Raw genomic sequence first — 23,202 nt, forward strand, 5'->3', positions numbered from 1 at the left:
AGGGCTCCTCTCCGGCCTCAGCCGATCGCCAACCGCACGCCCAACGCCGCGATCAGCGCCAGCGGCATCGCGACCGCGCCGATCTTCAGGAACGCCAGGAAGCCGACATCCTCGCCCTCGCGCCGGATCGCCTGAAGCCACAGGATCGTCGCCAGCGATCCCGTCACCGACAGGTTGGGCCCGAGATCGACCCCGATCAGCAACGCGTCGGTCACGATCTGCGGCGGGTGCGCCTGCGCGATCGCGCTGCTGGCGATCAGGCCCGCCGGCAGGTTGTTCATCAGGTTGGAAAGGATGGCGAGCAGCGTGCCCGAGACGCCGGCGGCCCAGACCGGATCGGCCAGCATGGATCGCAGGCCCCGCGCGATCCAGGCGATCACCCCCGTCCGGTCCAGCGCCTCGACCAGCACGAACAGCCCGGCGACGAGCGGCAGCACGCCCCAGGAGACGCTGCGCACCAGCACCACCGGCGATCGCCGCGCGAGCAGCGACACGATCAGCCCCGTCGCGATCCCGGCGATCGCGGTGGGCAGCCCGAGCGGCTGGTCGCGCGCCGAGATCACGAGCAACAGGATCGCGGTCAGCACGATCCCCGCGATCGCCAGCCTGCCGCCCGCCGACAGGGTTTCGCGCACCACGCCGCTTTCGCATTCCCCCGTGATCCGCGCGCGCTCGACCCAGCGCAGCACCAGGAAGGTGACGAGGATCGACGCCAGCGACGGTAGCGCAAAGGCCGCCATCCACGCGCCCAGCGGCGGCATATGCCCGCCATACAGGACAAGGTTGGCGGGGTTGGAGATGGGCAGCACGAAGCTGGCCGCATTGGCGATCAGGGCACAGGCGAAGAGCAGCGGCAGCGGATCGGCCTTCGCCTTCTTCGCCGCGACGAACACCGCCGGGGTCAGCACCACGGCGGTCGCGTCGTTGGACATGAAGGTCGTCACCACCACCCCAGTCGCATAGACCAGCGTGAACAGCCGCGCGCGCGACCGCCCGGCGGCGTTGACGGCGGTGGCGGCGATCCAGTCGAACGCGCCATGTTCGCGCGCCGTCTCGCTCAGCAGCATCATGCCGATGAGGAAGAGATAGACGTCGAGGCCCTTGCCCACCGCATGCCCGGCCTCCCCCAGCGGCATCAGGCCGAGCAGGATCAGCAGCGCCGCCCCCGCCACCGCCCATATCCATTCGGGCCAGCGCATCGGCCGCGCGATCACCCCCGCGGTCGCCAGCCCCGCAATGGCCCAGGTCGTTCCGATCGCCAGCGTCACCCACATCCCCTCATGCCCGATCCCGCACCATGCGGCTCATCTCCCCCGATAGGCGAGGTTTCTTCGCGACCCAACCCGGCAATGGCGCGCCCGGCCCCGTCCCCCGGCGCGCGCCAAAAGGATTGACACCCGCCCCCGCCTTCCGTCTGTCGGCCGATGCATGATCCCCTTGCCGGATCAGGCGCGAATGGATGGCGCGAAAGGACGCGGGATGACGATGGCAATTCTGGTCGATGCCGATGCCTGCCCGGTGAAGGACGAAATCTACAAGGTCGCGATCCGCCACGCGGTCCCCGTCACGATCGTCAGCAATGCCTGGCTGCGCATCCCCGTCCATCCGCTGCTGTCCCGCGTGACGGTCGATAGCGGGTTCGACGCCGCCGATGACTGGATCGCCGAGCGCGCCGATGCGGACGCGATCGTCGTCACCACCGATATCCTGCTCGCCGATCGCTGTCTGAAGGCGGGCGCGACGGTGATCGCCCCGAATGGCAGGCCCTTCACCGCCAATTCGATCGGCGGCGCGATCGCCACCCGCGCGATCATGGCGGACCTGCGCGCGGGCGGCGAGCAACTGGGCGGCCCGCCGCCCTTTTCGCGCACCGATCGCTCGCAATTCCTGCAAGCCCTCGATACCGCGCTGGTGCGCCTGATCCGCACCAAGGCCATGGCCAGTCCCCGCCCGCACGGCTAGGATGCGGCATGGCCGAACGCTTTGAACGACATCGCCAGCCGTGGCGACCCGACGAGATCCAGAAACTGCACACGCTCGCCAAAAAGGGCATGCCGCTAAAGGCCATCGCCAAGGCGCTGACCCGTAGCGAGGAGTCGGTGAAGGCGCGCGCCAAGGAAGACGGGCTTTCGATCGCGAAGCTGCACTGACGGCGATCGTTCCCCGTCCAGCCCGACAATGAAAAAGGGGCGAGGCATCCGATGATGCCCCGCCCCCTTTCATTCCGGATCGGAAGCGCCGATCAGATATGGATCGGCTTGCCCTGCACCGCCATGGCGGCTTCCTTCAGCGCTTCCGAATGAGTCGGGTGCGCGTGGCAGGTATAGGCGATGTCTTCCGACGTCGCGCCGAACTCCATCGCCTGCGCGGCCTGCGCGATCATCGTGCCGGCCAGCGACGAGATGATCCACACGCCCAGCACGCGATCGGTCTTGGCGTCGGCGATGACCTTCACGAAGCCGTCGGTATCGCGGTTGGTCTTGGCGCGGCTGTTCGCCATGAAGGGGAACTTGCCGACCTTGATCTCGCCCTTTTCCTTCGCCGCTTCTTCCGACAGGCCGACACCCGCGATCTCGGGCATGGTGTAGACGACGCTGGGAATGACATCATGGTTCACGATGCCGGTCTGGCCCGCGATATTCTCCGCCACCGCGACGCCTTCGTCCTCGGCCTTGTGCGCCAGCATCGGGCCGGGGACCACGTCGCCGATCGCCCAGATGCCATCGACATTGGTCGCGAAGTCATGATCGATCTCGATCTGGCCACGCTGGTTCAGCGTCACGCCCGCCGCGTCCAGGTTCAGCCCGTCGGTGTTGGGCTTGCGGCCGATCGCGACCAGCACGGCATCGGCCGACAGCGTTTCCGCCGCACCGCCTGCTGCCGGTTCGACCGTTACGGTCGCGCGATCGCCCTCGACGGTGACGCCGGTCACCTTGGTCGAGGTCTTCAGCTCCATGCCCTGCTTCTTGAACAGCTTGGCCGATTCCTTGCGGACCTCGCCATCGAAGCCCGGCAGGATCTGGTCGAGATACTCGACGACCGTCACCTTGGCGCCCAGACGCCGCCAGACCGAACCCAGCTCCAGCCCGATCACACCGCCGCCGATGACGACCAGATGCTCCGGCACCTTGGGCAGCGCCAGCGCGCCGGTCGAGTCGACCACCACCTTCTGGTCGATGGTGACACCCGGCAAGGGCGTGACGACCGAGCCGGTCGCGATCACGATGTCGCGCGCGGTGACGGTCTGATCGCCGACCTTCACGGTGCCAGCGTCCTGGAACACGGCCTTGCCCTTCAGCCAGGTGACCTTGTTCTTCTTGAACAGATATTCGATGCCGCCGGTCAGTTCGCCGACCGCCTTGACCTTCTCGGCATGCATCTGGTCGAGGTTGAGCGTCGCACCCGCGATCTCGACGCCGAACTTGGCGAACGCGCCGTGGCTGGTTTCCTCGAACAGTTCGGAGGCGTGGAGCAACGCCTTTGACGGGATGCAGCCGACATTGAGGCAGGTGCCGCCCAGCGTCTCGCGCGCTTCGGCGCACGCGGTCTTCAGGCCCAGTTGCGCCGCGCGGATCGCCGCGACATAGCCGCCAGGGCCAGCGCCGATCACCAGGACGTCATAGTCATACTCAGCCATTTGTCTCTCCCGTTCCCCGCCATTCGGGGTCCAGCCTGCGGGCACACCCGCCTTGATACAGCACGAACGGACCCTTGCCGATGCAAGGGTCCGCAGGGGTCACGCAACGATCAGAGGTCGATCAGGATACGGGTCGGATCCTCGATCGCGTTCTTCAGCGCGACGAGGAAGGTCACCGCCTCGCGACCGTCGATGATCCGATGGTCATAGGACAGCGCGAGGTACATCATCGGACGGACGACGACCTGGCCGTTGACCACCACCGGACGCTCCTCGATACGGTGGAGGCCCAGCACCGCCGACTGGGGCGGGTTGATGATCGGGGTCGACATCAGCGAACCGAACACGCCGCCGTTGGAGATGGTGAAGGTGCCGCCCTTCATCTCGTCCATCTTGAGCGTGCCATCCTTGGCGCGGCGGCCGAAATCGCCGATCGTCTTCTCGATGCCCGCGACCGACAGGTCCTGCGCATCGCGGATGACCGGCACGACCAGACCGTTCGGGGCCGAGACGGCGACCGAGATATCGGCATAATCGTGATAGATGATCTCATCGCCCTCGAGCGAGGCGTTGACGGCGGGAATATCCTTCAGCGCCATCGTCGCGGCCTTCACGAAGAAGCCCATGAAGCCCAGGCGGACGCCGTGCTTCTTCTCGAACAGGTCCTTATATTTGGCGCGCGCCTCGATCACCGCGCTCATGTCGACGTCGTTGAAGGTCGTCAACATCGCGGCGGTGTTCTGCGCTTCCTTCAGGCGCTTGGCGATCGTCTGACGCAGGCGCGTCATCTTCACGCGCTCTTCCTTGCGCGCCGACCCGGCCGGCGCGGCAGCGGCCGGCGCGGCGGCCGGAGCCGGGGCGCTCGACTTGCTGGCGGCGGCGGCAGCGACGTCTTCCTTGGTGATGCGGCCGTCCTTGCCGGTACCTTTGATCGTCGCGGGATCGAGGCCATGCTCGAGAACCGCACGGCGAACCGACGGCGACAGCGCGGCAGGCGAGTCGCTCGGCTCGTCAGCGGTCGCCGAAGCAGCGGCAGGGGCCGCCGGGGCGGGGGCCGCCGTCTCGGTCTTCGCCGGGGCCGAACCACCGGCGTTAACGGTCGCGAGCAGCGCGCCAACCTGCACCGTGTCGCCGACCTTGACGGCATGCTCGCCCATGACGCCCGCCACTGGCGAGGGCACTTCGACCGAGACCTTGTCGGTCTCCAGGCTCGCGATCGGCTCGTCGACCGCCACCGCGTCACCCGGCTGCTTCAGCCATTCGCCCAGCGTCGCCTCGGAGATCGATTCGCCCAGCACCGGCACCAGAACTTCAGTCGCCATTCCCATTTCCTCCGCCCGGCCTCTCAGCCGGGGCTCTTACGCGGGCGGGCAAAACGCCCGCGCCAGATTTCATCCCGCCCCGGACCCTAAAGAGCCGGGGCACTCGTCGGTATATCAGTCCGCTGCGGCCGTGGTCGGCTTGGCGGTGGTGTTGCTGCCCTCGGCGCGCGTCCGGCGGATTTCCTCGCGGACATTGTGGCCCAGCGCGTCGGCGACCAGCGCCCCCTGCTCGGCGGTATGGCGCTTCATCAGGCCGGTGGCGGGCGATGCCGCCGCCGCACGCCCGGCATAGCGGGCGCGGTTCACCGAAGCCCCGGCGGCCGCCAGCGACTCTTCGATCAACGGCTCGACGAAGAACCAATAGCCGTTGTTCTTCGGCTCTTCCTGCGCCCAGACAACGTCCTGCAAGTTCGGCATCCGCGCGATCCGCTGGGCGAGCGCGTCGCCCGGGAACGGATAGAGCTGCTCGACGCGCACGATCTGGGTCGTGGTGTCGCCCGCCGCATCGCGCGCCTCGATCAGGTCATAGGCGACCTTGCCGGTGCACAGGACCAGACGCGTCGTGTCCGCATCGGCCGCGCCGTTGGTATCCGAGAGCAGACGGCGGAAGTGGCTTTCGCCCTGGAAATCCTCGGCCTTCGACACCGCCAGCTTGTGGCGCAGCAGCGACTTGGGCGTGAAGATGACCAAAGGCTTGCGGAAATTGCGGTGCATCTGGCGGCGCAACAGGTGGAAATAATTGGCCGGGGTGGTGCAGTTCGCGACCTGGATATTGTCGCCCGCGCAGGACTGGAGGAAGCGTTCGGGACGCGCCGAGCTGTGCTCGGGTCCCTGCCCTTCATAACCGTGCGGCAGCAGCATCACGAGGCCGTTGGCCCGCAGCCACTTGGACTCGCCCGACGTGATGAACTGGTCGATCATGATCTGCGCGCCGTTGACGAAATCGCCGAACTGCGCCTCCCACAGCACCAGCGTCTTCGGATCGGCGAGCGCATAGCCATATTCGAAGCCCAGCACGCCATATTCGGACAGCGGGCTGTCCAGCACCTCGAAGCTGCCATGCTCGACGGTCTTGAGCGGCACGTACTTGTGCTCATCGGTCTGGTCGACCCAGACCGCGTGACGCTGCGAGAAGGTGCCGCGACCCGAATCCTGACCCGACAGGCGGACGCCATAGCCTTCCGACAACAGCGAACCGAAAGCCAAAGCCTCGCCGGTCGCCCAGTCGAAATTCTCGCCGGTCGTGAACATCTGGCGCTTGGCGTCGAGCACGCGGTTCAGCGTCTTGTGGACCTGCAACCCCTCGGGGATGGTGGTCAGCGTGCGGCCGATCGCGTCGAACAGCTTCTTGTCGAGGCCGGTCTCCACGTTACGGCGACCCTGATCGGTTTCCTTCGGCGCGGACAGGCCCGACCAGCGACCAGCGAACCAGTCGGCCTTGTTGGGCTTGTAGCCCTGCCCCGCCTCGAACTCGCCCTCGCAGCGCGTCGTGTACTGCTTGATATTCTCGTCGACCCAGGCCTGGTCGACCACACCCTCGGCGACGAGGCGCTTCGAATAGATTTCGCTGACACCGGGGTGCGAGCGGATCTTGTTGTACATCAGCGGCTGGGTAAAGCCCGGCTCGTCGCCCTCGTTATGACCGAAGCGGCGATAGCACCACATGTCGATCACGATGTCGCGATGGAACTTCTGGCGGAACTCGATCGCCATCTTGGTGGCGAAGGTCACCGCTTCGGGATCGTCGCCATTGACGTGGAAGACCGGCGCCTGAACGCCCTTGGCCACATCCGACGGATAGGGCGAGGACCGCGCGAACTGCGGCGAGGTGGTGAAGCCCACCTGGTTGTTGATGATGAAGTGGACGCAGCCGCCCGTGTTATAGCCACGGATGCCCGAGAAGCCGAGGCACTCCCAGACGATGCCCTGGCCGGCGAACGCCGCGTCGCCATGGATCAGCACCGGCACCGAGGCCGTGTGGTCCTCCAGATCGCCCGCGATCGTCTGGATCGCGCGGGTCTTGCCCAGCACGACGGGGTTTACCGCCTCCAGGTGCGAGGGGTTGGCGACCAGCGACATATGGACCCTCTGGCCGTCAAACTCGCGATCGGTCGAGGTGCCGAGATGGTATTTCACGTCGCCCGAACCGCCGATGTCATCGGGGTTGGCCGAACCGCCCGCGAACTCGTGGAAGATCACGCGCAGCGGCTTGGCCATGACATTGGCCAGCACGTTCAGGCGGCCGCGATGCGCCATGCCGAACACGATCTCGCGCACGCCCATCTGGCCACCATATTTGATGACCGATTCGAGCGCGGGGATCATCGACTCGCCACCGTCCAGGCCGAAGCGCTTGGTGCCGACATATTTCTTGCCGAGGAATTTTTCCCACTGCTCGGCTTCGATGACCTTGTTCAGGATGGCCTTCTTGCCATCGACGGTGAAGTCGATCGCCTTGTCCTGGCCTTCCATCCGGTCCTGGAGGAAGCGACGCTCCTCGACATCGGCGATGTGCATATATTCCAGGCCGATATTGCCGCAGTAATTCTTGCGCAGCGTCTCGACCAACTCGCGAATGGTTGCCCATTCAAAACCCATCGAGCCGCCCAGATACACCTTGCGGTCGAGATCGGCATCGGTGAAGCCGTGATACTCGGTCTTCAGATCTTCCGGCAGTTCACGCAGGCCCGACAGGCCCAGCGGATCGAGATTGGCGGCAAGATGGCCGCGCACACGATAGGTGCGGATCAGCATCTGCGCGCGGATCGCGTCGCCCGCCGCCTTGACGATCTCGGCGGTCGAGGGCGCGGCGGCCGGAGCACCGGCGGCCGGCTTGCCACCCTTGGCGGGCTTCGGCGCGGGTTCCATCTGGGTCGGGTCGAGACCCGCCGTCAGATCGTCGGTCGAGGTCAGCGGCCAGCGCTTGTTCTGCCAGCTCGGCGCGCTGACACCCTGCTCCAGACCATCGAAAAAGGTCCGCCAGCCGGCATCGACCGACGACGGGTCGGCCTGGTACTTGGCATAGAGCGTTTCGATGAAGGCTGGGCTGACGCCCGCCGCGATGTCGCTGAATTCCTGGCCTTCGTAGCCCATGAGACGCTTCCTCGACCGCCCGTCTTATCAACTCATCGCCACCCCGGCACATCCGCCTGGGGTCCGCAGCCGCGAGCGGCCCGCCTGCCGCCACGGACCCCGGCGGGTGTGCCGGGGTGACGCGATACGCCTTACTTGTTCAGCACCGACAACAGCGTCGAGCCGAGTTCCGACGGGCTGGCCGCGACCTTGATCCCGGCCGCTTCCATCGCCGCGATCTTGTCCTCGGCGCCGCCCTGGCCGCCCGAGACGATCGCACCGGCATGGCCCATGCGACGACCCGGAGGCGCGGTGCGGCCCGCAATGAAGCCCGCCATCGGCTTCGAACGACCGCGCTTGGCTTCGTCGCGCAGGAACTGCGCGGCTTCTTCTTCCGCCGAGCCGCCGATCTCGCCGATCATGATGATCGACTGAGTCTCGTCGTCGGCCAGGAACAGCTCCAGCACGTCGATGAAGTTGGTGCCGTTGACGGGGTCGCCGCCGATGCCGACCGCGGTCGTCTGACCCAGGCCAGCGTTCGAGGTCTGGAACACCGCCTCATAGGTCAGCGTGCCCGAGCGCGACACGACGCCGACCGAACCCTTCTTGAAGATCGAACCGGGCATGATGCCGATCTTGCACTCGCCCGGCGTCAGCACGCCCGGGCAGTTCGGGCCGATCAGCCGCGACTTGGAGCCCGACAAAGCGCGCTTGACCTTGACCATGTCGAGCACCGGAATGCCCTCGGTGATCGCGACGATCAGCGGGATCTCCGCGTCGATCGCTTCCAGGATCGAGTCGGCCGCGAAGGGCGGCGGGACATAGATGACCGACGCATCGGCGCCCGTCTTCGACTTGGCTTCGGCAACGGTGTTGAAGACCGGCAGGCCGATATGCTCGGTGCCGCCCTTGCCCGGCGTCACGCCGCCGACCATCTGCGTGCCGTACGCCAGCGCCTGCTGGGTGTGGAACGTGCCGGTCTCACCCGTCATGCCCTGGGTGATGACCTTGGTGTTCTTGTTGACGAGGATGCTCATTCGCTAATCGCCCTTCCACCCCGGCGAACGCCGGGGTCCAGTTGGGAAGACGGTCATGGAAGCGCGATCCGATCGTAAAGGTCATCCCAGCGGGGATTGAGCTTCTCGATCTTCTGCAACTTCCAGTTGCGTCTCCATTCTTTCATTCGCAGCTCGCGCTGCCGTGCACATTCCCAACTGTCATGCGCCTCGTACCAGACGAGCAGATGACAGCCATATCGTTTGGTGAACCCCTCGACGACGCCGTTGCGATGCTCCCAGGCACGCTTCGGCAGATTGATCGTCGACCCGATATAGATCGTCCCGTTCCGGCGGCTGGCCATGATGTACACATAGGCCGAACCATCCATCGCGCAGGGCACCCCACACTGGGCCCCGGCCTTCGCCGGGGTGGTAGCTCACGCCAGAATTACGCCAGCGTCTCGTCGATGCCCTTGCAGGCGACGAGCAGTTCCTTGACCGCGTCGACCGAGACCTGGAGGTTGGCCTTCGCCTCGTCCGACAGCTTGACCTCGACCACCTTCTCGACGCCACCGGCCCCGATCACGACGGGGACGCCGACATAGAGATTGTCGATGCCATATTCACCCGACAGGTGCGCGGCGGCCGGCAGGATGCGCTTCTGGTCGTAGAGATACGCCTCGGCCATCGCGATGCCGCTGGTCGCGGGCGCGTAGAAGGCCGAGCCGGTCTTGAGCAGCGCGACGATCTCGCCGCCGCCACCACGGGTGCGCTTGATGATCTCATCGACCTTTTCCCGGGTCGAGAAGCCCATTTCGATCAGGTCGCTGACCGGAATGCCGCTGACGGTCGAATATTCGAGGACCGGGACCATCGTGTCGCCGTGGCCGCCGAGCACGAAGGTGTTCACGTCCTTCACCGACACGCCGAACTCCTCGGCGAGGAAGTGCGAGAAGCGCGCCGAGTCGAGCACGCCGGCCATGCCGACGACCTTGTTCGCCGGCAGCCCCGAGAATTCGCGCAGCGCCCAGACCATCGCGTCGAGCGGGTTGGTGATGCAGATGACGAACGCGTCGGGGGCGTTGTTCCTGATGCCCTCGCCGACCGCCTTCATCACCTTCAGGTTGATGCCGAGCAGGTCGTCACGGCTCATGCCGGGCTTGCGCGCGACGCCGGCGGTGACGATGATGACATCGGCGCCCGCGATGTCGGCGTAATCGTTGGAACCCTTGATGTTCGCATCGAAGCCTTCGACCGGGCCGCACTGCGACAGGTCGAGCGCCTTGCCCTGCGGCACACCCTCGACGACGTCGAACAGGACGATATCGCCCAGCCCCTTGAGCGCGGCGAGGTGGGCGAGCGTGCCGCCGATATTCCCTGCGCCGATCAGTGCAATCTTCTTGCGGGCCATTCCAATCCTACTCCGTAGTGGACGTGCGTGATTGGTCACGCGAACTACGCCTATCGGCGCGACGGGGCAACCGCTAATCCACAGAGTTTAAGATTTTAAATGATAATGTTTCTCAAATGCATTAAGCATCGTTCAAGACCTCATCCGCCCCGTGCCCCCGGGTCAGATAGTCTTCGGATCGCATCTCGTCCAACCGGCTGATCGTGCGCTCGAACTCGAACCGGCCATCACCCGTTTCATAGAGTTCGGCGGGCTGCGCATCCGCTGCGGCGAGCAGCTTGACCTTGTGTTCGTAGAGCGCGTCGATGAGCTGGACGAAGCGCGCCGCCTCGTTACGATTCTCCGGCCCCAGCCGGGGAATGCCGACCAGGATGACGGTGTGGAATCGCCGTGCGATCGCCAGATAGTCCGCCGCCCCCCGCGCCTCGCCGCACAAGCGCTTGAACGAGAAGACCGCGACGCCCTTCAGCGCCTTGGGGACGTGCAGCGTCCGGCCGCCGACCTTCAGGTCCTCGGAAGGGACATGCGCGGCGTCCTCGACCGGATAGTCCGTCAGCCGGAAGAAGGCCGCCGACAGCGTCATCGTCGCCTTCGGCCCATTGGGCACCAGCCAGGTGTCGAGCCGCCCCAGCCGATCACGCCGGTAATCGGTCGGCCCGTTGAGCGCCAGTACGTCCAGACGCGCCTCGATCAGCGCGATGAACGGCAGGAAATGCTCGCGGTTCAATCCGTTCTTGTAGAGGTCCCTGGGCGGACGGTTGGAGGTGGTGACGATCGTCACCCCCGCCTCGATCAGCGCGGTAAACAGCCGCGACAGGATCATCGCGTCGGGACTGTTCGTCACCATCATCTCGTCAAAGGCCAGCAGCCGGGTCTCCCCGGCCAGCGCGGCGGCGACAGGCGCGATCGGGTCGCCCGCCTGTTTGGCGCGCTCTGTGGCGATTCGGCCATGCACCTCCAGCATGAACTCGGCGAAATGAACGCGACGCTTGGCCTCGACCGCAACTTGGGTAAAGAACAGGTCCATCAGCATCGACTTGCCACGCCCGACATCGCCCCAGAGATACACCCCCCTGGGCGCCGGATTGCCCTTGCCTGTCAGGCGCGCGAACAAGCCGGCCCTGGGCGGCGATTCGAGCGCGGTGGCCAGGTCCTCGAGTCGTGCGGCGGCGGCGGCCTGTTCGGGATCGGGGCGAAGCTCTCCGGCCTCGACCAGGCGGCGATAGGCGTTCAGGATATCGGGCATTGCCGGGGCGATGTCTGCCTCGCATCCGTGTCCGTCAACCCCGGATGCGGAAAAGGGGGCCGTCGCCAGCCCCCTTCCCCGTGTTCGTCAAAGGCGAGAACCGCCGGGTCAGATGACCCGTTCGGCCTCCATCTTCTTGATTTCGGCGATCGCCTTGGCCGGATTCAGCCCCTTGGGGCAGACATTGGCGCAATTCATGATCGTGTGGCAGCGATACAGGCGGAAGGGATCTTCCAGCGCGTCCAGACGCTCGCCGGTCATCTCGTCACGGCTGTCGGCCAGCCAGCGATAGGCCTGGAGCAGGATCGCCGGGCCGAGGAACTTGTCGCTGTTCCACCAATAGCTGGGGCACGAAGTCGAGCAGCAGGCGCACAGGATGCACTCGTACAGACCATCGAGCTTGGCGCGGTCGTCAGGCGACTGGAGCCGCTCCTTGCCCGAGGGGGCGGGCGACACGGTCTGCAGCCACGGCTTGATCGAGGCATATTGCGCATAGAAATGGGTGAAGTCGGGGACCAGATCCTTGACCACGTCCATATGCGGCAGCGGGGTGATGCGGATCTCGCCCTTCACATCCTCGATCGCGGTGGTGCAGGCCAGACCGTTGCGGCCATCGATGTTCATCGCGCACGATCCGCAAATGCCCTCGCGGCACGAGCGACGGAAGGTCAGCGAGCTGTCCTGCTCCGCCTTCATCTTGATGAGCGCGTCGAGCACCATCGGACCGCATTCGTCCAGGTCGACCTCGAACGTGTCGTAGCGCGGGTTGGCGCCCGAATCGGGATCGTAGCGATAGACCTTGAACTTCTTGATGCGGCCCGACGTGGTCGCCTTGTGCGTTTCGCCCTTCTTGATGACGCTGTTCTTCGGCAGGGCAAATTCGGCCATGGTCACAAACCCGCTGGATGCGCCGACAGGCATGTCGGCAAAGGATCAGGCGAGCCGATACATGACAGGGGCGCTTGCCGCAAATGTCTTGGGGGAAATTTCCGACGCGCTCAGATCACGTCGAGGACGAGGCCCAGGTCCCGCGCCTCGTCCGCATCGATATACCAGTTGCTGCGCGCCTTCTCGCACAGCGTGTCGAACGACACCCGCGACTCCGCGACGATGGCGCGGAATCCCTCTTCCTGGATGCGGATCGAATGCTCGACCTCGTGCAGCTTGGCCTTCAGAAGGACCGAAAGGCCGGTCAGCGGGCCGGAAAGGTCGAGCGTCGAATCCATCTGTCGCTCGTGAAGCATCAACCTTGTACCGCGTGTCAGGAAACGATGCTTGACCGGAAAGGCCGACATCAGCGTCGCCCCCGCCGAATAGACCGCGACCTTGCCCAGGAACAGCGCCGCGCGTCCGGTATAGTTGCGCAGCAGCCGGATCGAGTCGCCCATCGCCCGCGCCATTTCGGGATCGCCGCCCAGAGTGGTGATCGACAGGACCAGCGGCCCATCGGGGGGTGCCGCAGCCAGCTGGTCCTTGAACGCGGCATACATCGCCTCGTTCACCGGCCCGTAAAGCTGGATATGCGGGCGGGCGAGCAGCGGGTAATTCACCGCATTATTGGGCGTATCGGGCATGACCGGCGAACCGGGCGCCCGGCGGAAGGTTCCGCGTCACGTCTCCTGAGTCCGAACCGGTCAGGATCGGCGCCCTATGGAAGAAAGCCTATCCCGCCTTCCTCCGCGCATAATCCTGGGTGCCATGGGTCATCACCGCATCCCCCGCCACAATCTCCGCCACAGGGATATCGGGCAGCGCGCGGATCTCCGCGTAGAGCGGCGCGAAATCGGTTTCCAGCGTCGTCCTGAGCAGCGCCTCGTAGCTTGGGATCACGAAATAATTCTGCTGAAAATCATCGATCCGGTATTGGGTGCGCATGACCCGCTTCAGGTCGAAGCCGATCCGGTTGGGGCTCGGATCCTCCAGCGCGAAACGGCTTTCCGAATAGCTCGACACGATGCCCGCGCCGTAAATGCGCAAATCGCCGTCCTCGCGCACGAGCCCGAACTCGACCGTGTACCAGTAGAGCCGCCCGAGATATTGCAGCGCATCCATGCCCAGCGCCCGCTGCCCGCCACGGCCATAGGCGGCGAGATAATCGGCGAACACCGGATCGGCGAGCATCGGTACATGGCCGAACACGTCGTGAAACACGTCCGGCTCCTGCAGATAATCGAGCTGGTCGGGCCGCCGGATGAAATTGCCCGCGACGAAGCGGCGATTGGCCATATGGTCGAAAAAGACATCATCGGGCACCAGCCCCGGCACGGCCACCACCTGCCATCCGGTCAGCGCCATCAGACGCTCCGACAATTCCGCGAAATCGGGAATGCCCGGGCGCGACAGCTTGAGCACGTCGAGACCCCGCAGATAGGCCGCCGACGCCCGGCCCGGCAGCAATGCGGACTGGCGCGCGAACAGCGTATCCCAGGTCGCATGGTCTTCGGCGGTATAATGCTCCCACCCCTGCGGGATGGTCCAGTCCGTCCCCGCCCCTTCGGGCGGCGCGGCGAGAACATGGGTTTCCTGTGCCATGCGCGGAGCCTATCATGAAGATGGTGTCAGTTGAAACCATATCGTGGCAACGGCTCGGCCGGGTTGCAAGGGGAATGGCGGCCGGGATCGCGTTGATCCTGCTCGCCTATCTGATCGCGGGAAGCGCGCTGGGCCTGATCGCGCGGCCGACCATCGCCCATTCCCCACCCGGCGCGGACGCGGTCACCATCTATGTCGAGTCGAGCGCGATCCACAGCGCGATCATCCTGCCCAAACAGGCCGCCGGAGTGGACTGGCGCGACTGGGCACCGCCGGAGGATCTGCGCGATCCGCGCTATGCGGGCCATCGCTATCTCGCCATCGGCTGGGGCGAGGCGCGTTTCTTCCGCGAGACGCCGACCTGGCGCGACGCGCGACCGGGACCGATCCTGCACGCCGTGCTAGGCAGCGACCGAACGCTGATCCATGTCGATCACCTGCCCCGCCCCGCCGCCAATCGCGACGATGTCCGCGCGCTTCGCCTCTCGCCTGCGGCCTATCGCGATCTGGTCGCCTTCATCCGGCAGAGTCGGCGCGCGGGCGGACAGCGCGATCCGGGCTATGCCGGATATGACGCCTTTTACGACGCGACGGGACGGTATAGCGCGCTGTACACCTGCAACAGCTGGACTGGCGACGCGCTGGCCGCGGCGGGGGTGCGGATGGGGTGGTGGACGCCCTTTCCCTGGACGGTGATGGCATGGCTGTGATCCCGCCGCCGTCCAAGGCGCTCTGGGCCGCCGAGCTTCCCCGCGCGCTGTGGATGGGGGCGACATGGTGGCGACACCGGGCAGCCTTGGCCGCCGCGCCATCGGGGGACGGCCGAACCGTCAAGCTGCTGCCCGGCCTGTTCAACGGCGATCGGTCGAACATCCTGCTGCGCCGCTATCTGACCGCCAAGGGCTACCGTGTTCATGGCTGGGGGCAGGGGCGCAATCTTGGCGTGCGCAGCGTCGGGACCGCCGCCGAGCGCCTCATCGCGCGGATCGAGTCGCTCGCCAGCCACGGCCCCGTGACGCTGGTCGGTGTCAGCCTGGGCGGGATCATGGCGCGCATGGTGGCGCAGGCCCGTCCCGATCTGGTCGCCGGCGTCGTCACCATTGCCTCGCCCTATGCGGGCCCGGCGCGCGCGACGAATGTCTGGCGCGTGTTCGAGCGGCTGACCGGCGAACGGATCGACGATCCCGCTATCATCGCCCGATCGGCCGCAATCGCCGGGCCGCTGCCCTGTCGCACCGCCGCGATCTGGAGCCGAAGCGACGGGCTGGTCGCCGGCACCATCTGCCGCGATGACGCGGCCCAGGCGATCGAGGTCCGGTCCAGCCATTTATGGGTCCAGCACCGCCCGCAAGTGCTGGCGGCGGTGGCAACCATCCTGGCCGGATGGCCCATGCCCCGTTCGGATCAGGGCCAGCAACAGGCCGCGCCATCACCGACCATGGCATTGCGCGGATGACGCTCCGCCGGGCCTGTGCCCGGCCTGTGCACGGCGCCGCCGCTACCGCTTCAGCTCATTCATTGCCCGCGCGATAGCCGTCATAGCCCTGGGGCTGGCCCTGTCCTGCCTGAGCCGATCCGTACGGCGCCGATCCGGGCTGGCACTCTTCGGGATGGCGGCGGCACTGTTTTTCATAGGCCGCACGCTCGCGCCCTTCGCGCGCCTCGCGCTTGCGCATCTTGCGACCGTAATTGCGGTCCGCCTCGTCCTGGCTGGTCGTCGTCCAGTCGACGACCTGCCCCGCAGCCTGAAACGGAGCCTTCACCACGCCGGTGACGGTCTTCACACAGCCCCCGGTCGCGAGCGGCACGGTCAGGACGGCGAGTTTCAGGACGAGGTTACGCATATATTCCAGGACTTTCAGCGGGCGCGCACGACGGCGTTGCGCGTTTCTACGCCAATTTGCGGGAAATCGGTGAAGAATCCGTCGATGCCCTGGTGCAGCGCCGCCGCGATCTCACCGCGCACATCGCCATGCGCCTTGGGATCAGCGCCGCGGCGGAAGGCCGGGCGCACGAAGTAATTCTCCGCCCGGAACGTCCAGGGATGCACGCGCAGCCCCGCACGGTGCGCATCCGCGACCAGCGGCGTCGGCGCATCGCCATTCCACAGCATCGCCTTGTCCGGCCCGATGCCCCAGGCATAGGTCGCGACCTGCTTCAGCCCGTCGGGCGTCATCATCGCGGCATAGCTGGGCGCGGCCTTGTCCGCCGGGCCCTGCTCCCCGGCCACCAGCTGGATCAGGCGAATCCCCGTCATCGTCTTCAGATGCTTGAGGTTGTTGACCTCGAACGACTGGATGAAGACCGGGGCGTCCGCCGTCTTCCATCCCGCCTTGTCGAGCGCGGCGACCAGCGGCGCATCGGTGCCCAGCCCGATCGATGCGAAATAGGTCGGGTGCTTGGTCTCGGGATAGATGGAGATGGTCCGCCCAGTTTCCCGCGACCGTTGCTTGGCGAGCGCGATGATCTCTTCCAGCGTCGGGATCGGATATTGCCCGTCATAATCGGTGGTGCGCAGTTGCGGCAGGCGTTCGCGCGCGCGCAGTGTCTTCAGCTCGGCGAGCGTGAAATCCTCGGTGAACCATCCAGTCTCGGTCTGCCCGTCGATCGTCTTGGTCGTGCGGCGGTCGGCGAATTCGGGATGCGCGGCCACATCGGTGGTCCCAGAAATCTCATTCTCGTGCCGCGCGACCAGATGGCCGTCCTTGGTCGGAACCAGATCGGGCTCGATCACATCGGCCCCTTCGTGGATCGCCAGGTCATAGGCGGCCAACGTATGTTCGGGCCGCTCGCCGCTCGCGCCGCGATGCGCGATGACGATGGGCGGGGAGAGCGGCCTGGAGAGATCAGCGGACATGGCGGCACTGTGTCCGACCAGGAGCGAGACGGCAATCAGGACAGATCGCAACGGGAAGCGCGAGAGAAACATGACGTTCGTTCATCCAACTATAGTCCCAAGGGGGATGGCGCGCTGCATTTCACAATCAATGGTCAATTGCATGACATCGGGAGGGAGGGCCCCGCGCCACCCGCACCATGGTGCGATCGACGGACGGCGGGAGCGTCTGGTCGCGACGGGCGTTGACCAGCGGGCGATCGATCGAAGCGGCGGCCCCCGCCGCCTGGACTTCGGTGCGATCGCCCGCCGGGGATCGCGGTGGCGAACCGGCGGCAATGACAGGAGCCTTTCATGATCGACGCTGACCATGTGATCCTGATCCTGCTGGCGGCGGGTCAGTCGAGCCGTTTCGGCATGCAGAACAAGCTGGAAGCCGAATTTCTCGGCAAGCCGGTGGGGTTTCACGTCACCACCGCGCTGGAAAGCATTCCCTTTGCGGACCGGATCGTGGTGACCGACGGGTGCCAGCTCGATTTCGCATCGCGCGGCTACACCGTCCTCCACAACACCGATATCGGCCAGGGCCTGTCGCATTCGGTGCATCTGGGCGTGCGGGAGGCGATGAAGGCGCGCCCACAGGCGGTGCTTGTCGCGATGGCCGACATGCCGCGCGTGACGGCGGCCCATATCTATCGCCTGTTCGACGCCTATGAGGACGAGAAATCGGTGGTGGTGTCGAGCAATGGCGAGCATCCGACCCCGCCGGGCGTGTTCGGATCGGCGCGCTTCGACGATCTGCTGGCGCTGGCGGGGGACGGCGCCGCGCGCGATATGGTCGCGGGCGGTCGGCATGTCGTGACGGCACCCGCCGAGTTGATCGACATCGACACGCCCGAGGATCTGGAACGGCTGCGCCAGCTCGTCCGCGCGCCCGAGCGCAGGATCACTCGTGCCGAAGCGCGTCGATCGGATTGAGCGCGGCCGCCCTGCGCGCCGGGAAATACCCGAACACCACGCCGATCACCGCCGAGATCGCAAAGGCGATGACGTTGATCTGAAGATCGAAGGTCCACGGCACCTGCATCACGGGGACGAGCGCCGCGATGATCGCCTGCGCCAGGACCAGCCCGACGATTCCGCCCAGGCAGGACAGCACCACCGCCTCGACCAGGAACTGCATCAGCACCTCGCGCGCGACCGCGCCGATGGCCAGGCGGATGCCGATCTCGCGGGTGCGCTCGGTCACCGACACCAGCATGATGTTCATGATGCCGATCCCGCCCACGACCAGGCTGATCGCCGCCACCGCCGCGACGATACGGGTCAGCATGGTGGTCGTGCTGGTCAGCGTGTCGCTGATCTGCTTGGTGTCGAAGATATTGAAATCATCGTCCTTCGCCCCCGTGATATTGCGCCGTTCGCGTAGCAGGTCGGTCAACGAGGACTGGACCGTGCTCGTCTGATAGGCCTGATCGACGCCGACCAGCATCAGGCGGATGTCGCGGCTGCCGGTGAAGCGCCGCTGGACCGCCTTGATCGGCATCAGCACCACATCGTCCTGATCGCCGAACCCGCCCTGCCCGCGCGTCGTCAGCACACCGATCACGTCGCAGCTGATCGCGCCGATGCGGAACCGCTTGCCGACCGCATCGGTGGTGCGGAACAGGTTCTGGCGGACGGTATTGCCGATGATGCACACCGCCTTGCCCGCCGCTTCCTCGGCGGGCGTCCAGAGCCGGCCCGACGCGAGCGGCCAGGGCTGGACGGTAAAGTAGGCCGTCGTGGTGCCGGTCACGGTCGTGGACCAGTTCGCCCCCTCATAAATGGCGGTCGCGCTGGTCTGCGCCTGCGGGGCGACCGCGGTCACGCCCGCGATCTGGTCGGCGATGGCGTCGACATCCTTGGGCTTGAAATCGGGGGGGCGCGGACCGCCGCCGCCGCGCCCGAAGCCCTGGCCCGGGCGGACCTGGAGGATATTGGTGCCCAGAGACGAGATGGACTGCTGCACGGCGGCGGTCGTCGCCTTGCCCAGCGTCACCATCGTCACCACCGCGCCGACGCCGATCACGATGCCCAGCGTCGTCAGGAACGACCGCAACAGGTGTCGCCGGATCGAGCGGATCGCGAGGAGCAGCGTGGTGCCGAACATCAGTGCGGGTCCATCGCGGGCATCGCGCCGGGGCGATGCTGCGCCTCGATCCGTTCGACCAGCCCGTCCCTGAAATGGATCACGGTGCGCGCGAACGCCGCCATGTCGGGCTCATGCGTGACCATCAGCACGGTGATGCCGCTGTCGCGGTTCAGCCCGGTCAGCAATTCCATGATCTCCACCGAGCGTTCGGAATCGAGATTGCCCGTCGGCTCGTCGGCCAGCAGCACGTCGGGGCTGGTGACGATGGCGCGCGCGATCGCCACGCGCTGCTGCTGCCCGCCCGACAATTCGGCGGGGGTGTGGTCCCACCATTCATCGAGCCCCACTTTCTCCAGCGCCGCCATGCCCAGTTCGCGCCGCGTCCGTTTATCCTCGCCGCGATAGAGAAGCGGCAGTTCGACATTCTCCAGCGCGGTGGTGCGCGACAGCAGGTTGAACCCCTGGAAGACGAAGCCCAGATAGCGCCGCCGCAGCATCGCGCGCTGGTCCCGGTCCAGCGTCTCGACAGGATGGCCCCGGAACAGGAAATGGCCGACGCTGGGCACGTCGAGACAGCCCAGGATGTTCATCGTCGTCGACTTGCCAGACCCCGAAGGGCCCATCACCGCGACGAAGTCGCCCGCCGCAATGTCCAGATCGACGCCCTTCAGCGCCTGAAACAGCGTCGCGCCGGCCCCATAGGTCTTGGTGACACCCCGCAACTGGATGAGGGGGGCGTCCGCCGGGATGTCCGCCCCCATCCGCTCGCCCACCACTTACTGCCCCCCCTGGGGACGCCCCTGGCCGCGACGCGCTCCATCGCCCGCAGGCGCGCTCTGCCCCGCCGCCAACTGGCCGGTGATGACCTGCATCCCAGGCTTCAGGCCGCCCGACAGGACTTCGGTCATTGATCCGTTGGTGTCGCCGGTCACGATCTGCACCGGCCGGGGCTGCCCATCCTCACCGCGCACATAAACGGTCTGGGTCGCGCCGCGCTGCACCGTCGCGGTGCGGGTCGCACCGCGACGCGGGCGGAAGGTCAGCGATCCCGTGATACCGCCGCCATTTGCCTGCGCCCCGTCCGACGGCTTGAAGCGCAGCGCCGCGTTGGGGATCAGCAGGACATTCCGCTTGTCCGAGGTCACGATATCGGCGGTCGCGGTCATGCCGGGGCGCAGTTGCAGGTCGGGATTGGCGACCGTCAGATCGGCGGCATAGCTGACCACCTGCCCGGTGGTCGACGCCGCGCTGGCCGACGAGGAGGACGACGCCGTCGCCGCACTGACCGTCAGGTTCGACCCCAGATCGACCCGGGTGATCCGCGCGGGAAAGGTCCGGCCGGGAAAGGCATCGACGGTAAAGTCCGCCTTCTGCCCCACCTTCACCTCGCCCACATCGGCCTCGTCGATCGCGACCTCCAGCTTCATCTTGGTCAGGTCTTCGGCGATGACGAACAGCGTCGGCGTATTGAACGACGCCGCGACCGTCTGGCCCGGATCGACCTGGCGCGCCAGCACCACGCCCGAAACCGGCGAGCGGATGATCGCGCGCTGGCGCTGCGTCTGCGACTGGGCGAGTTGCGCGCGCGCGGCAACCACATTGGCCTCGGCCACGCGCAAGGCGGCGACCGCGCGCTGGGCATTGGCGCGTCCGGTCTGAAGCTCGGTGCCCGAGGGTACGCGGCCGCCCGACAGCTTGTGCACTTCCTCCAGCCGCGCGAGCTGCGCCTGCGCTTCGGCCACGGTCGCCTGCGCCTGCGTCACTTGCGCCTCGCTGGCGGACAAGCTCGCCTGACCCGCGCGGATCTGGTCGTCAATCTGTTCGGGGTCGATCAGCGCCAGCGGCTGGCCCGCCGTCACCCGGTCGTTCACATCGACCACCACCTTGGTCACCAGCCCCGACAATTGCGAGCCGACCGTGACCTGGCTGGTCGGGGCCAGCTTGCCCGTCGCCGACACCGACACGGTCAGATTGCCACGCGTCACCGGCACCGTGGCATAGGCCGCCTTGTCCGATCCGCCGAAACAGCTTTTGAGCAGCAGCAGCAGCACCACCACGCCGACCGCCACCACGCCCCATTGCACCCATTTGCGCCAGCGCGGCTGGGGCTTCACGCCCAGGAAATCGTCGAGTGTCTGGTCGGCCATCAGCGTTTGTCCGGGGTTGGGGGGCCAAGCGATGAGGCTTGCGGAATGGTGTCGGCGTCCCAGCCGCCGCCCAGCGCGGCGAACAGCGCCACCTGCGCGGTCGCCGCGTCGGACCGGGCCTGCACCAACCCGTTCTGCGCGCTGAGCAACGCGGCTTCGTGTTGCGACAGGGTGGTGAAATCGGTCAGGCCCGACCGATACTGGCTGCGCGCCAGGATCGCCGAGTTGCGCGCGGCATCGAGCTGGATCGTGAATTGCCGCGCCCGCTCGCGCGCGGTGTTGAGCGCGACGATCGCATTCTCGACATCCTCCAGCGCCAGCAGCACCGTGCCCTGATATGCGGCATAGCTCTGCTCGGCCACCGCGCGCGCGTTGCGCACCTGGGAGCGGAGCCGGCCACCGTTGAAGATCGCCTGGGTCAGCCCGGCGAACAGACTGCCGGTGATCGCGTCGCCCAGCGAACCGAGGCTGGTCGCGGCGGTGTTGATATTGCCCGAAATCGCCAGCGCGGGATAAAGCGCGGCCTGCGCCACGCCGATCCGCGCGGTCGCGGCGGCCAGGTTGCGCTCGGCCGCGCGGACATCGGGGCGACGCCGCAGCACGTCGGCGGGAATGCCCACGCCGATCACCGCCGGGCCATGCGGGATCGGGCGCACGGCCGCCAGCCGCGTCTTGAGCGCGCCCGGCGCCTGCCCGGTCAGGACGCCCAGGCGCGAGACGGCGGCGTTATATTGCTGTTCGATCGTCGGGATGCTGGCTGCGGTCTGGGCCCGCTGGCTGCGCGCCTGTTCGACGTCGAGCGAGGAGACCAGCCCCGCCCGCACCCGGAACCCCGCAATCTCCAGATTATCGTCCTGCAACGCCAGGCTGGCGCGCGCATTGGCGAGTTGTGCCTGATAGGCGCGGGCCAGCATATAATTGCGCGCCAGCTCGCTCTCGACGGTCAGCAGCGTGGCGGCATAGCTGAACCCCGCGCCTTCATAGGTGGCCCGGCTCGCCTCGACGGTGCGGCGCACCTCTCCGAACAGCCCGGCCTGATAGCTTGCGGACAGGCCGACGGTGAAGCTGTTGCTGCCACCCCCGCCGGTATCGACCACGGTGCCGTCGGGCAGGGTGAAGCTGCGTCCGCCACCGCGCAGATTCTCGTTGCGCTGATAGCCGGGCGAAGCCGACACGGTGGGCAGCAGCGCGGCCCGGCTCTGGACCAGACTTTCGCGCGCCTGGCGCAACCGGGCGACCGCCTGCGCGACATCGGTATTGGCGACCACCGCCTGCTCGACCAACTCGGCCAGCAAGGGATCATCGAACGACCGCCACCAGCGCACCAGATCCTGTGCCTGCGCATTGGCGGCGGGCACCGACCATGTCGGGGGCACCCCCAGCGCGATCGGGGCGGCGGGACGATAATCCGGGCCGACCGTACAGCCGGCCAGGGCGGCTGGGCCCAGAAGAAGGACGCGGGCGCGAGACTTCATGGCCGCGAACCTGCCCGGCGGGGGCGATCCCGTCCAGCCTGTTTCTGTCGCGGCACGGCATGGCAGAGTCCGAACGCCGCGCCCGTCCCGGCACGCACTCGGCCCGCCATCTCGCCATAACGGGCGGTCAAGGCTTTCGGAAACACCGAGATGCCGTCGCGGGTCCGCGTCGCCGCCGGTTTATTCGGCGGCGACGCGCAAGGGCTCGGCGCCCTCCATCGGCTTCAGGCCCAGCCTGGCGAAGAGCGCCGCATCGGCATCCTCCCCCGCATTGCCCGCCGTCAGCAGCTTGTCGCCGGTGAAGATCGAGTTCGCCCCCGCCAGGAAGCACAGCGCCTGCGTCGCCGCCGCCATGCTCTCGCGCCCCGCCGACAGGCGGACCATGCTCATCG

Annotated in this window: 22 protein-coding genes and 1 pseudogene; 5 read left to right on the top strand and 18 right to left on the bottom strand. The window is 66.8% G+C overall.

Annotated elements, in window-relative coordinates:
- Nucleotides 1-17: 17 nt before the first annotated feature.
- Nucleotides 18-1,268 (bottom strand): arsenic transporter, encoded by a 1,251-nt coding sequence (locus RN629_RS10360; RefSeq protein WP_407035168.1) that lies wholly within the window; start codon nucleotides 1,266-1,268, stop codon nucleotides 18-20.
- Between the two features lie 217 nt (nucleotides 1,269-1,485).
- Between RN629_RS10360 and RN629_RS10365 the strand changes: the two genes are divergently transcribed.
- Complete coding sequence (locus tag RN629_RS10365) at nucleotides 1,486-1,962, top strand: YaiI/YqxD family protein (RefSeq protein ID WP_407035190.1); 477 nt, start codon at nucleotides 1,486-1,488, stop codon at nucleotides 1,960-1,962.
- A gap of 8 nt (nucleotides 1,963-1,970) precedes the next feature.
- Complete coding sequence (locus RN629_RS10370; RefSeq protein WP_407035169.1) at nucleotides 1,971-2,150, top strand: hypothetical protein; 180 nt, start codon at nucleotides 1,971-1,973, stop codon at nucleotides 2,148-2,150.
- 92 nt (nucleotides 2,151-2,242) lie between these two features.
- On the opposite strand, the gene lpdA is transcribed toward RN629_RS10370, so the two are convergent.
- The 10 genes from lpdA to phhA form a co-directional block, all read right to left on the bottom strand.
- On the bottom strand, nucleotides 2,243-3,637 hold the full coding sequence (gene lpdA / locus RN629_RS10375; protein WP_407035170.1) for a dihydrolipoyl dehydrogenase: 1,395 nt from the start codon (nucleotides 3,635-3,637) through the stop codon (nucleotides 2,243-2,245).
- A gap of 110 nt (nucleotides 3,638-3,747) precedes the next feature.
- Nucleotides 3,748-4,959, bottom strand: coding sequence for a 2-oxoglutarate dehydrogenase complex dihydrolipoyllysine-residue succinyltransferase (gene odhB, locus RN629_RS10380; protein ID WP_407035171.1), 1,212 nt, complete (start codon nucleotides 4,957-4,959; stop codon nucleotides 3,748-3,750).
- 114 nt (nucleotides 4,960-5,073) lie between these two features.
- Entirely contained in the window at nucleotides 5,074-8,052 is a 2,979-nt protein-coding gene (locus tag RN629_RS10385) for a 2-oxoglutarate dehydrogenase E1 component (RefSeq protein WP_407035172.1), read from the bottom strand.
- 131 nt (nucleotides 8,053-8,183) lie between these two features.
- Nucleotides 8,184-9,068, bottom strand: a complete 885-nt coding sequence (gene sucD / locus RN629_RS10390) for a succinate--CoA ligase subunit alpha (RefSeq protein ID WP_042484035.1) — start codon at nucleotides 9,066-9,068, stop codon at nucleotides 8,184-8,186.
- 53 nt (nucleotides 9,069-9,121) lie between these two features.
- Entirely contained in the window at nucleotides 9,122-9,418 is a 297-nt protein-coding gene (locus RN629_RS10395; RefSeq protein ID WP_407035173.1) for a GIY-YIG nuclease family protein, read from the bottom strand.
- A 59-nt stretch (nucleotides 9,419-9,477) separates the two neighbouring features.
- Nucleotides 9,478-10,440, bottom strand: coding sequence for a malate dehydrogenase (gene mdh, locus RN629_RS10400; RefSeq protein ID WP_407035174.1), 963 nt, complete (start codon nucleotides 10,438-10,440; stop codon nucleotides 9,478-9,480).
- A 121-nt stretch (nucleotides 10,441-10,561) separates the two neighbouring features.
- Nucleotides 10,562-11,686: a cell division protein ZapE gene (zapE, locus tag RN629_RS10405; RefSeq protein ID WP_407035175.1), complete on the bottom strand. Its 1,125-nt coding sequence runs from the start codon at nucleotides 11,684-11,686 to the stop codon at nucleotides 10,562-10,564.
- A 108-nt stretch (nucleotides 11,687-11,794) separates the two neighbouring features.
- Nucleotides 11,795-12,574, bottom strand: a complete 780-nt coding sequence (locus RN629_RS10410; protein ID WP_407035176.1) for a succinate dehydrogenase iron-sulfur subunit — start codon at nucleotides 12,572-12,574, stop codon at nucleotides 11,795-11,797.
- Between the two features lie 110 nt (nucleotides 12,575-12,684).
- A complete protein-coding gene (locus tag RN629_RS10415; protein ID WP_407035177.1) occupies nucleotides 12,685-13,260 on the bottom strand; it encodes a ClpP family protease in 576 nt (191 codons plus the stop codon).
- Nucleotides 13,261-13,348: 88 nt separating this feature from the next.
- Entirely contained in the window at nucleotides 13,349-14,218 is an 870-nt protein-coding gene (gene phhA / locus RN629_RS10420) for a phenylalanine 4-monooxygenase (RefSeq protein ID WP_407035178.1), read from the bottom strand.
- Between the two features lie 14 nt (nucleotides 14,219-14,232).
- Here phhA and RN629_RS10425 point away from each other — a divergent pair, with 14 nt between their 5' ends.
- Together RN629_RS10425 and RN629_RS10430 are read left to right on the top strand one after the other, a co-directional pair.
- Nucleotides 14,233-14,928, top strand: coding sequence for a TIGR02117 family protein (locus RN629_RS10425; protein WP_407035179.1), 696 nt, complete (start codon nucleotides 14,233-14,235; stop codon nucleotides 14,926-14,928).
- Nucleotides 14,919-15,674 carry an esterase/lipase family protein gene (locus tag RN629_RS10430; RefSeq protein ID WP_407035180.1) on the top strand — a complete coding sequence of 252 codons (756 nt, stop codon included), beginning with the start codon at nucleotides 14,919-14,921 and terminating at the stop codon, nucleotides 15,672-15,674. The genes RN629_RS10425 and RN629_RS10430 overlap by 10 nt, the downstream gene beginning before the upstream one ends.
- Nucleotides 15,675-15,729: 55 nt before the next feature.
- On the opposite strand, the gene RN629_RS10435 is transcribed toward RN629_RS10430, so the two are convergent.
- Together RN629_RS10435 and RN629_RS10440 are read right to left on the bottom strand one after the other, a co-directional pair.
- On the bottom strand, nucleotides 15,730-16,062 hold the full coding sequence (locus RN629_RS10435; RefSeq protein WP_407035181.1) for a hypothetical protein: 333 nt from the start codon (nucleotides 16,060-16,062) through the stop codon (nucleotides 15,730-15,732).
- A 14-nt stretch (nucleotides 16,063-16,076) separates the two neighbouring features.
- Entirely contained in the window at nucleotides 16,077-17,075 is a 999-nt protein-coding gene (locus RN629_RS10440) for a glycerophosphodiester phosphodiesterase (protein WP_407035182.1), read from the bottom strand.
- A gap of 333 nt (nucleotides 17,076-17,408) precedes the next feature.
- Here RN629_RS10440 and RN629_RS10445 point away from each other — a divergent pair, with 333 nt between their 5' ends.
- Nucleotides 17,409-18,032, top strand: coding sequence for a nucleotidyltransferase family protein (locus RN629_RS10445; protein WP_407035183.1), 624 nt, complete (start codon nucleotides 17,409-17,411; stop codon nucleotides 18,030-18,032).
- On the opposite strand, the gene RN629_RS10450 is transcribed toward RN629_RS10445, so the two are convergent.
- From RN629_RS10450 to RN629_RS10470, 5 genes and pseudogenes are all read right to left on the bottom strand, one after another.
- Nucleotides 18,001-19,206: an ABC transporter permease gene (locus RN629_RS10450; protein ID WP_407035184.1), complete on the bottom strand. Its 1,206-nt coding sequence runs from the start codon at nucleotides 19,204-19,206 to the stop codon at nucleotides 18,001-18,003. The two genes, RN629_RS10445 and RN629_RS10450, sit on opposite strands and share 32 nt — an antisense overlap.
- Nucleotides 19,206-19,949 carry an ABC transporter ATP-binding protein gene (locus RN629_RS10455; RefSeq protein ID WP_407035191.1) on the bottom strand — a complete coding sequence of 248 codons (744 nt, stop codon included), beginning with the start codon at nucleotides 19,947-19,949 and terminating at the stop codon, nucleotides 19,206-19,208. The genes RN629_RS10450 and RN629_RS10455 overlap by 1 nt, the downstream gene beginning before the upstream one ends.
- Nucleotides 19,950-19,964: 15 nt before the next feature.
- The gene (locus RN629_RS10460) at nucleotides 19,965-21,335 is read right to left on the bottom strand and encodes an efflux RND transporter periplasmic adaptor subunit (RefSeq protein WP_407035185.1); all 1,371 of its coding nucleotides are present in this window, start codon (nucleotides 21,333-21,335) and stop codon (nucleotides 19,965-19,967) included.
- Nucleotides 21,335-22,810 carry an efflux transporter outer membrane subunit gene (locus tag RN629_RS10465; protein WP_407035186.1) on the bottom strand — a complete coding sequence of 492 codons (1,476 nt, stop codon included), beginning with the start codon at nucleotides 22,808-22,810 and terminating at the stop codon, nucleotides 21,335-21,337. Before RN629_RS10465 ends, RN629_RS10460 begins: the two co-directional genes overlap by 1 nt.
- A 180-nt stretch (nucleotides 22,811-22,990) precedes the next feature.
- Nucleotides 22,991-23,202: pseudogene (locus tag RN629_RS10470) on the bottom strand (biotin synthase BioB); the annotation flags it as partial.

The sequence above is a fragment of the Facivitalis istanbulensis genome (genome assembly GCF_040560405.1).
GTDB classification, from domain to species: Bacteria; Pseudomonadota; Alphaproteobacteria; order Sphingomonadales; family Sphingomonadaceae; genus Sphingomonas; species Sphingomonas istanbulensis.

Bases quoted from the DNA above. Each gene is read 5' to 3' on its own strand.
- RN629_RS10370 (WP_407035169.1), top strand. From the start codon at position 1,971: ATGGCCGAACGCTTTGAACGACATCGCCAGCCGTGGCGACCCGACGAG.
- lpdA (WP_407035170.1), bottom strand. From the start codon at position 3,637: ATGGCTGAGTATGACTATGACGTCCTGGTGATCGGCGCTGGCCCTGGC.
- odhB (WP_407035171.1), bottom strand. From the start codon at position 4,959: ATGGCGACTGAAGTTCTGGTGCCGGTGCTGGGCGAATCGATCTCCGAG.
- RN629_RS10410 (WP_407035176.1), bottom strand. From the start codon at position 12,574: ATGGCCGAATTTGCCCTGCCGAAGAACAGCGTCATCAAGAAGGGCGAA.
- RN629_RS10465 (WP_407035186.1), bottom strand. From the start codon at position 22,810: ATGAAGTCTCGCGCCCGCGTCCTTCTTCTGGGCCCAGCCGCCCTGGCC.
- zapE (WP_407035175.1), bottom strand. From the start codon at position 11,686: ATGCCCGATATCCTGAACGCCTATCGCCGCCTGGTCGAGGCCGGAGAG.
- RN629_RS10425 (WP_407035179.1), top strand. From the start codon at position 14,233: ATGAAGATGGTGTCAGTTGAAACCATATCGTGGCAACGGCTCGGCCGG.
- RN629_RS10460 (WP_407035185.1), bottom strand. From the start codon at position 21,335: ATGGCCGACCAGACACTCGACGATTTCCTGGGCGTGAAGCCCCAGCCG.
- RN629_RS10415 (WP_407035177.1), bottom strand. From the start codon at position 13,260: ATGCCCGATACGCCCAATAATGCGGTGAATTACCCGCTGCTCGCCCGC.
- RN629_RS10430 (WP_407035180.1), top strand. From the start codon at position 14,919: ATGGCTGTGATCCCGCCGCCGTCCAAGGCGCTCTGGGCCGCCGAGCTT.
- RN629_RS10435 (WP_407035181.1), bottom strand. From the start codon at position 16,062: ATGCGTAACCTCGTCCTGAAACTCGCCGTCCTGACCGTGCCGCTCGCG.
- phhA (WP_407035178.1), bottom strand. From the start codon at position 14,218: ATGGCACAGGAAACCCATGTTCTCGCCGCGCCGCCCGAAGGGGCGGGG.
- RN629_RS10395 (WP_407035173.1), bottom strand. From the start codon at position 9,418: ATGGATGGTTCGGCCTATGTGTACATCATGGCCAGCCGCCGGAACGGG.
- RN629_RS10440 (WP_407035182.1), bottom strand. From the start codon at position 17,075: ATGTCCGCTGATCTCTCCAGGCCGCTCTCCCCGCCCATCGTCATCGCG.
- sucD (WP_042484035.1), bottom strand. From the start codon at position 9,068: ATGAGCATCCTCGTCAACAAGAACACCAAGGTCATCACCCAGGGCATG.
- RN629_RS10455 (WP_407035191.1), bottom strand. From the start codon at position 19,949: ATGGGGGCGGACATCCCGGCGGACGCCCCCCTCATCCAGTTGCGGGGT.
- RN629_RS10450 (WP_407035184.1), bottom strand. From the start codon at position 19,206: ATGTTCGGCACCACGCTGCTCCTCGCGATCCGCTCGATCCGGCGACAC.
- mdh (WP_407035174.1), bottom strand. From the start codon at position 10,440: ATGGCCCGCAAGAAGATTGCACTGATCGGCGCAGGGAATATCGGCGGC.
- RN629_RS10365 (WP_407035190.1), top strand. From the start codon at position 1,486: ATGGCAATTCTGGTCGATGCCGATGCCTGCCCGGTGAAGGACGAAATC.
- RN629_RS10445 (WP_407035183.1), top strand. From the start codon at position 17,409: ATGATCGACGCTGACCATGTGATCCTGATCCTGCTGGCGGCGGGTCAG.
- RN629_RS10385 (WP_407035172.1), bottom strand. From the start codon at position 8,052: ATGGGCTACGAAGGCCAGGAATTCAGCGACATCGCGGCGGGCGTCAGC.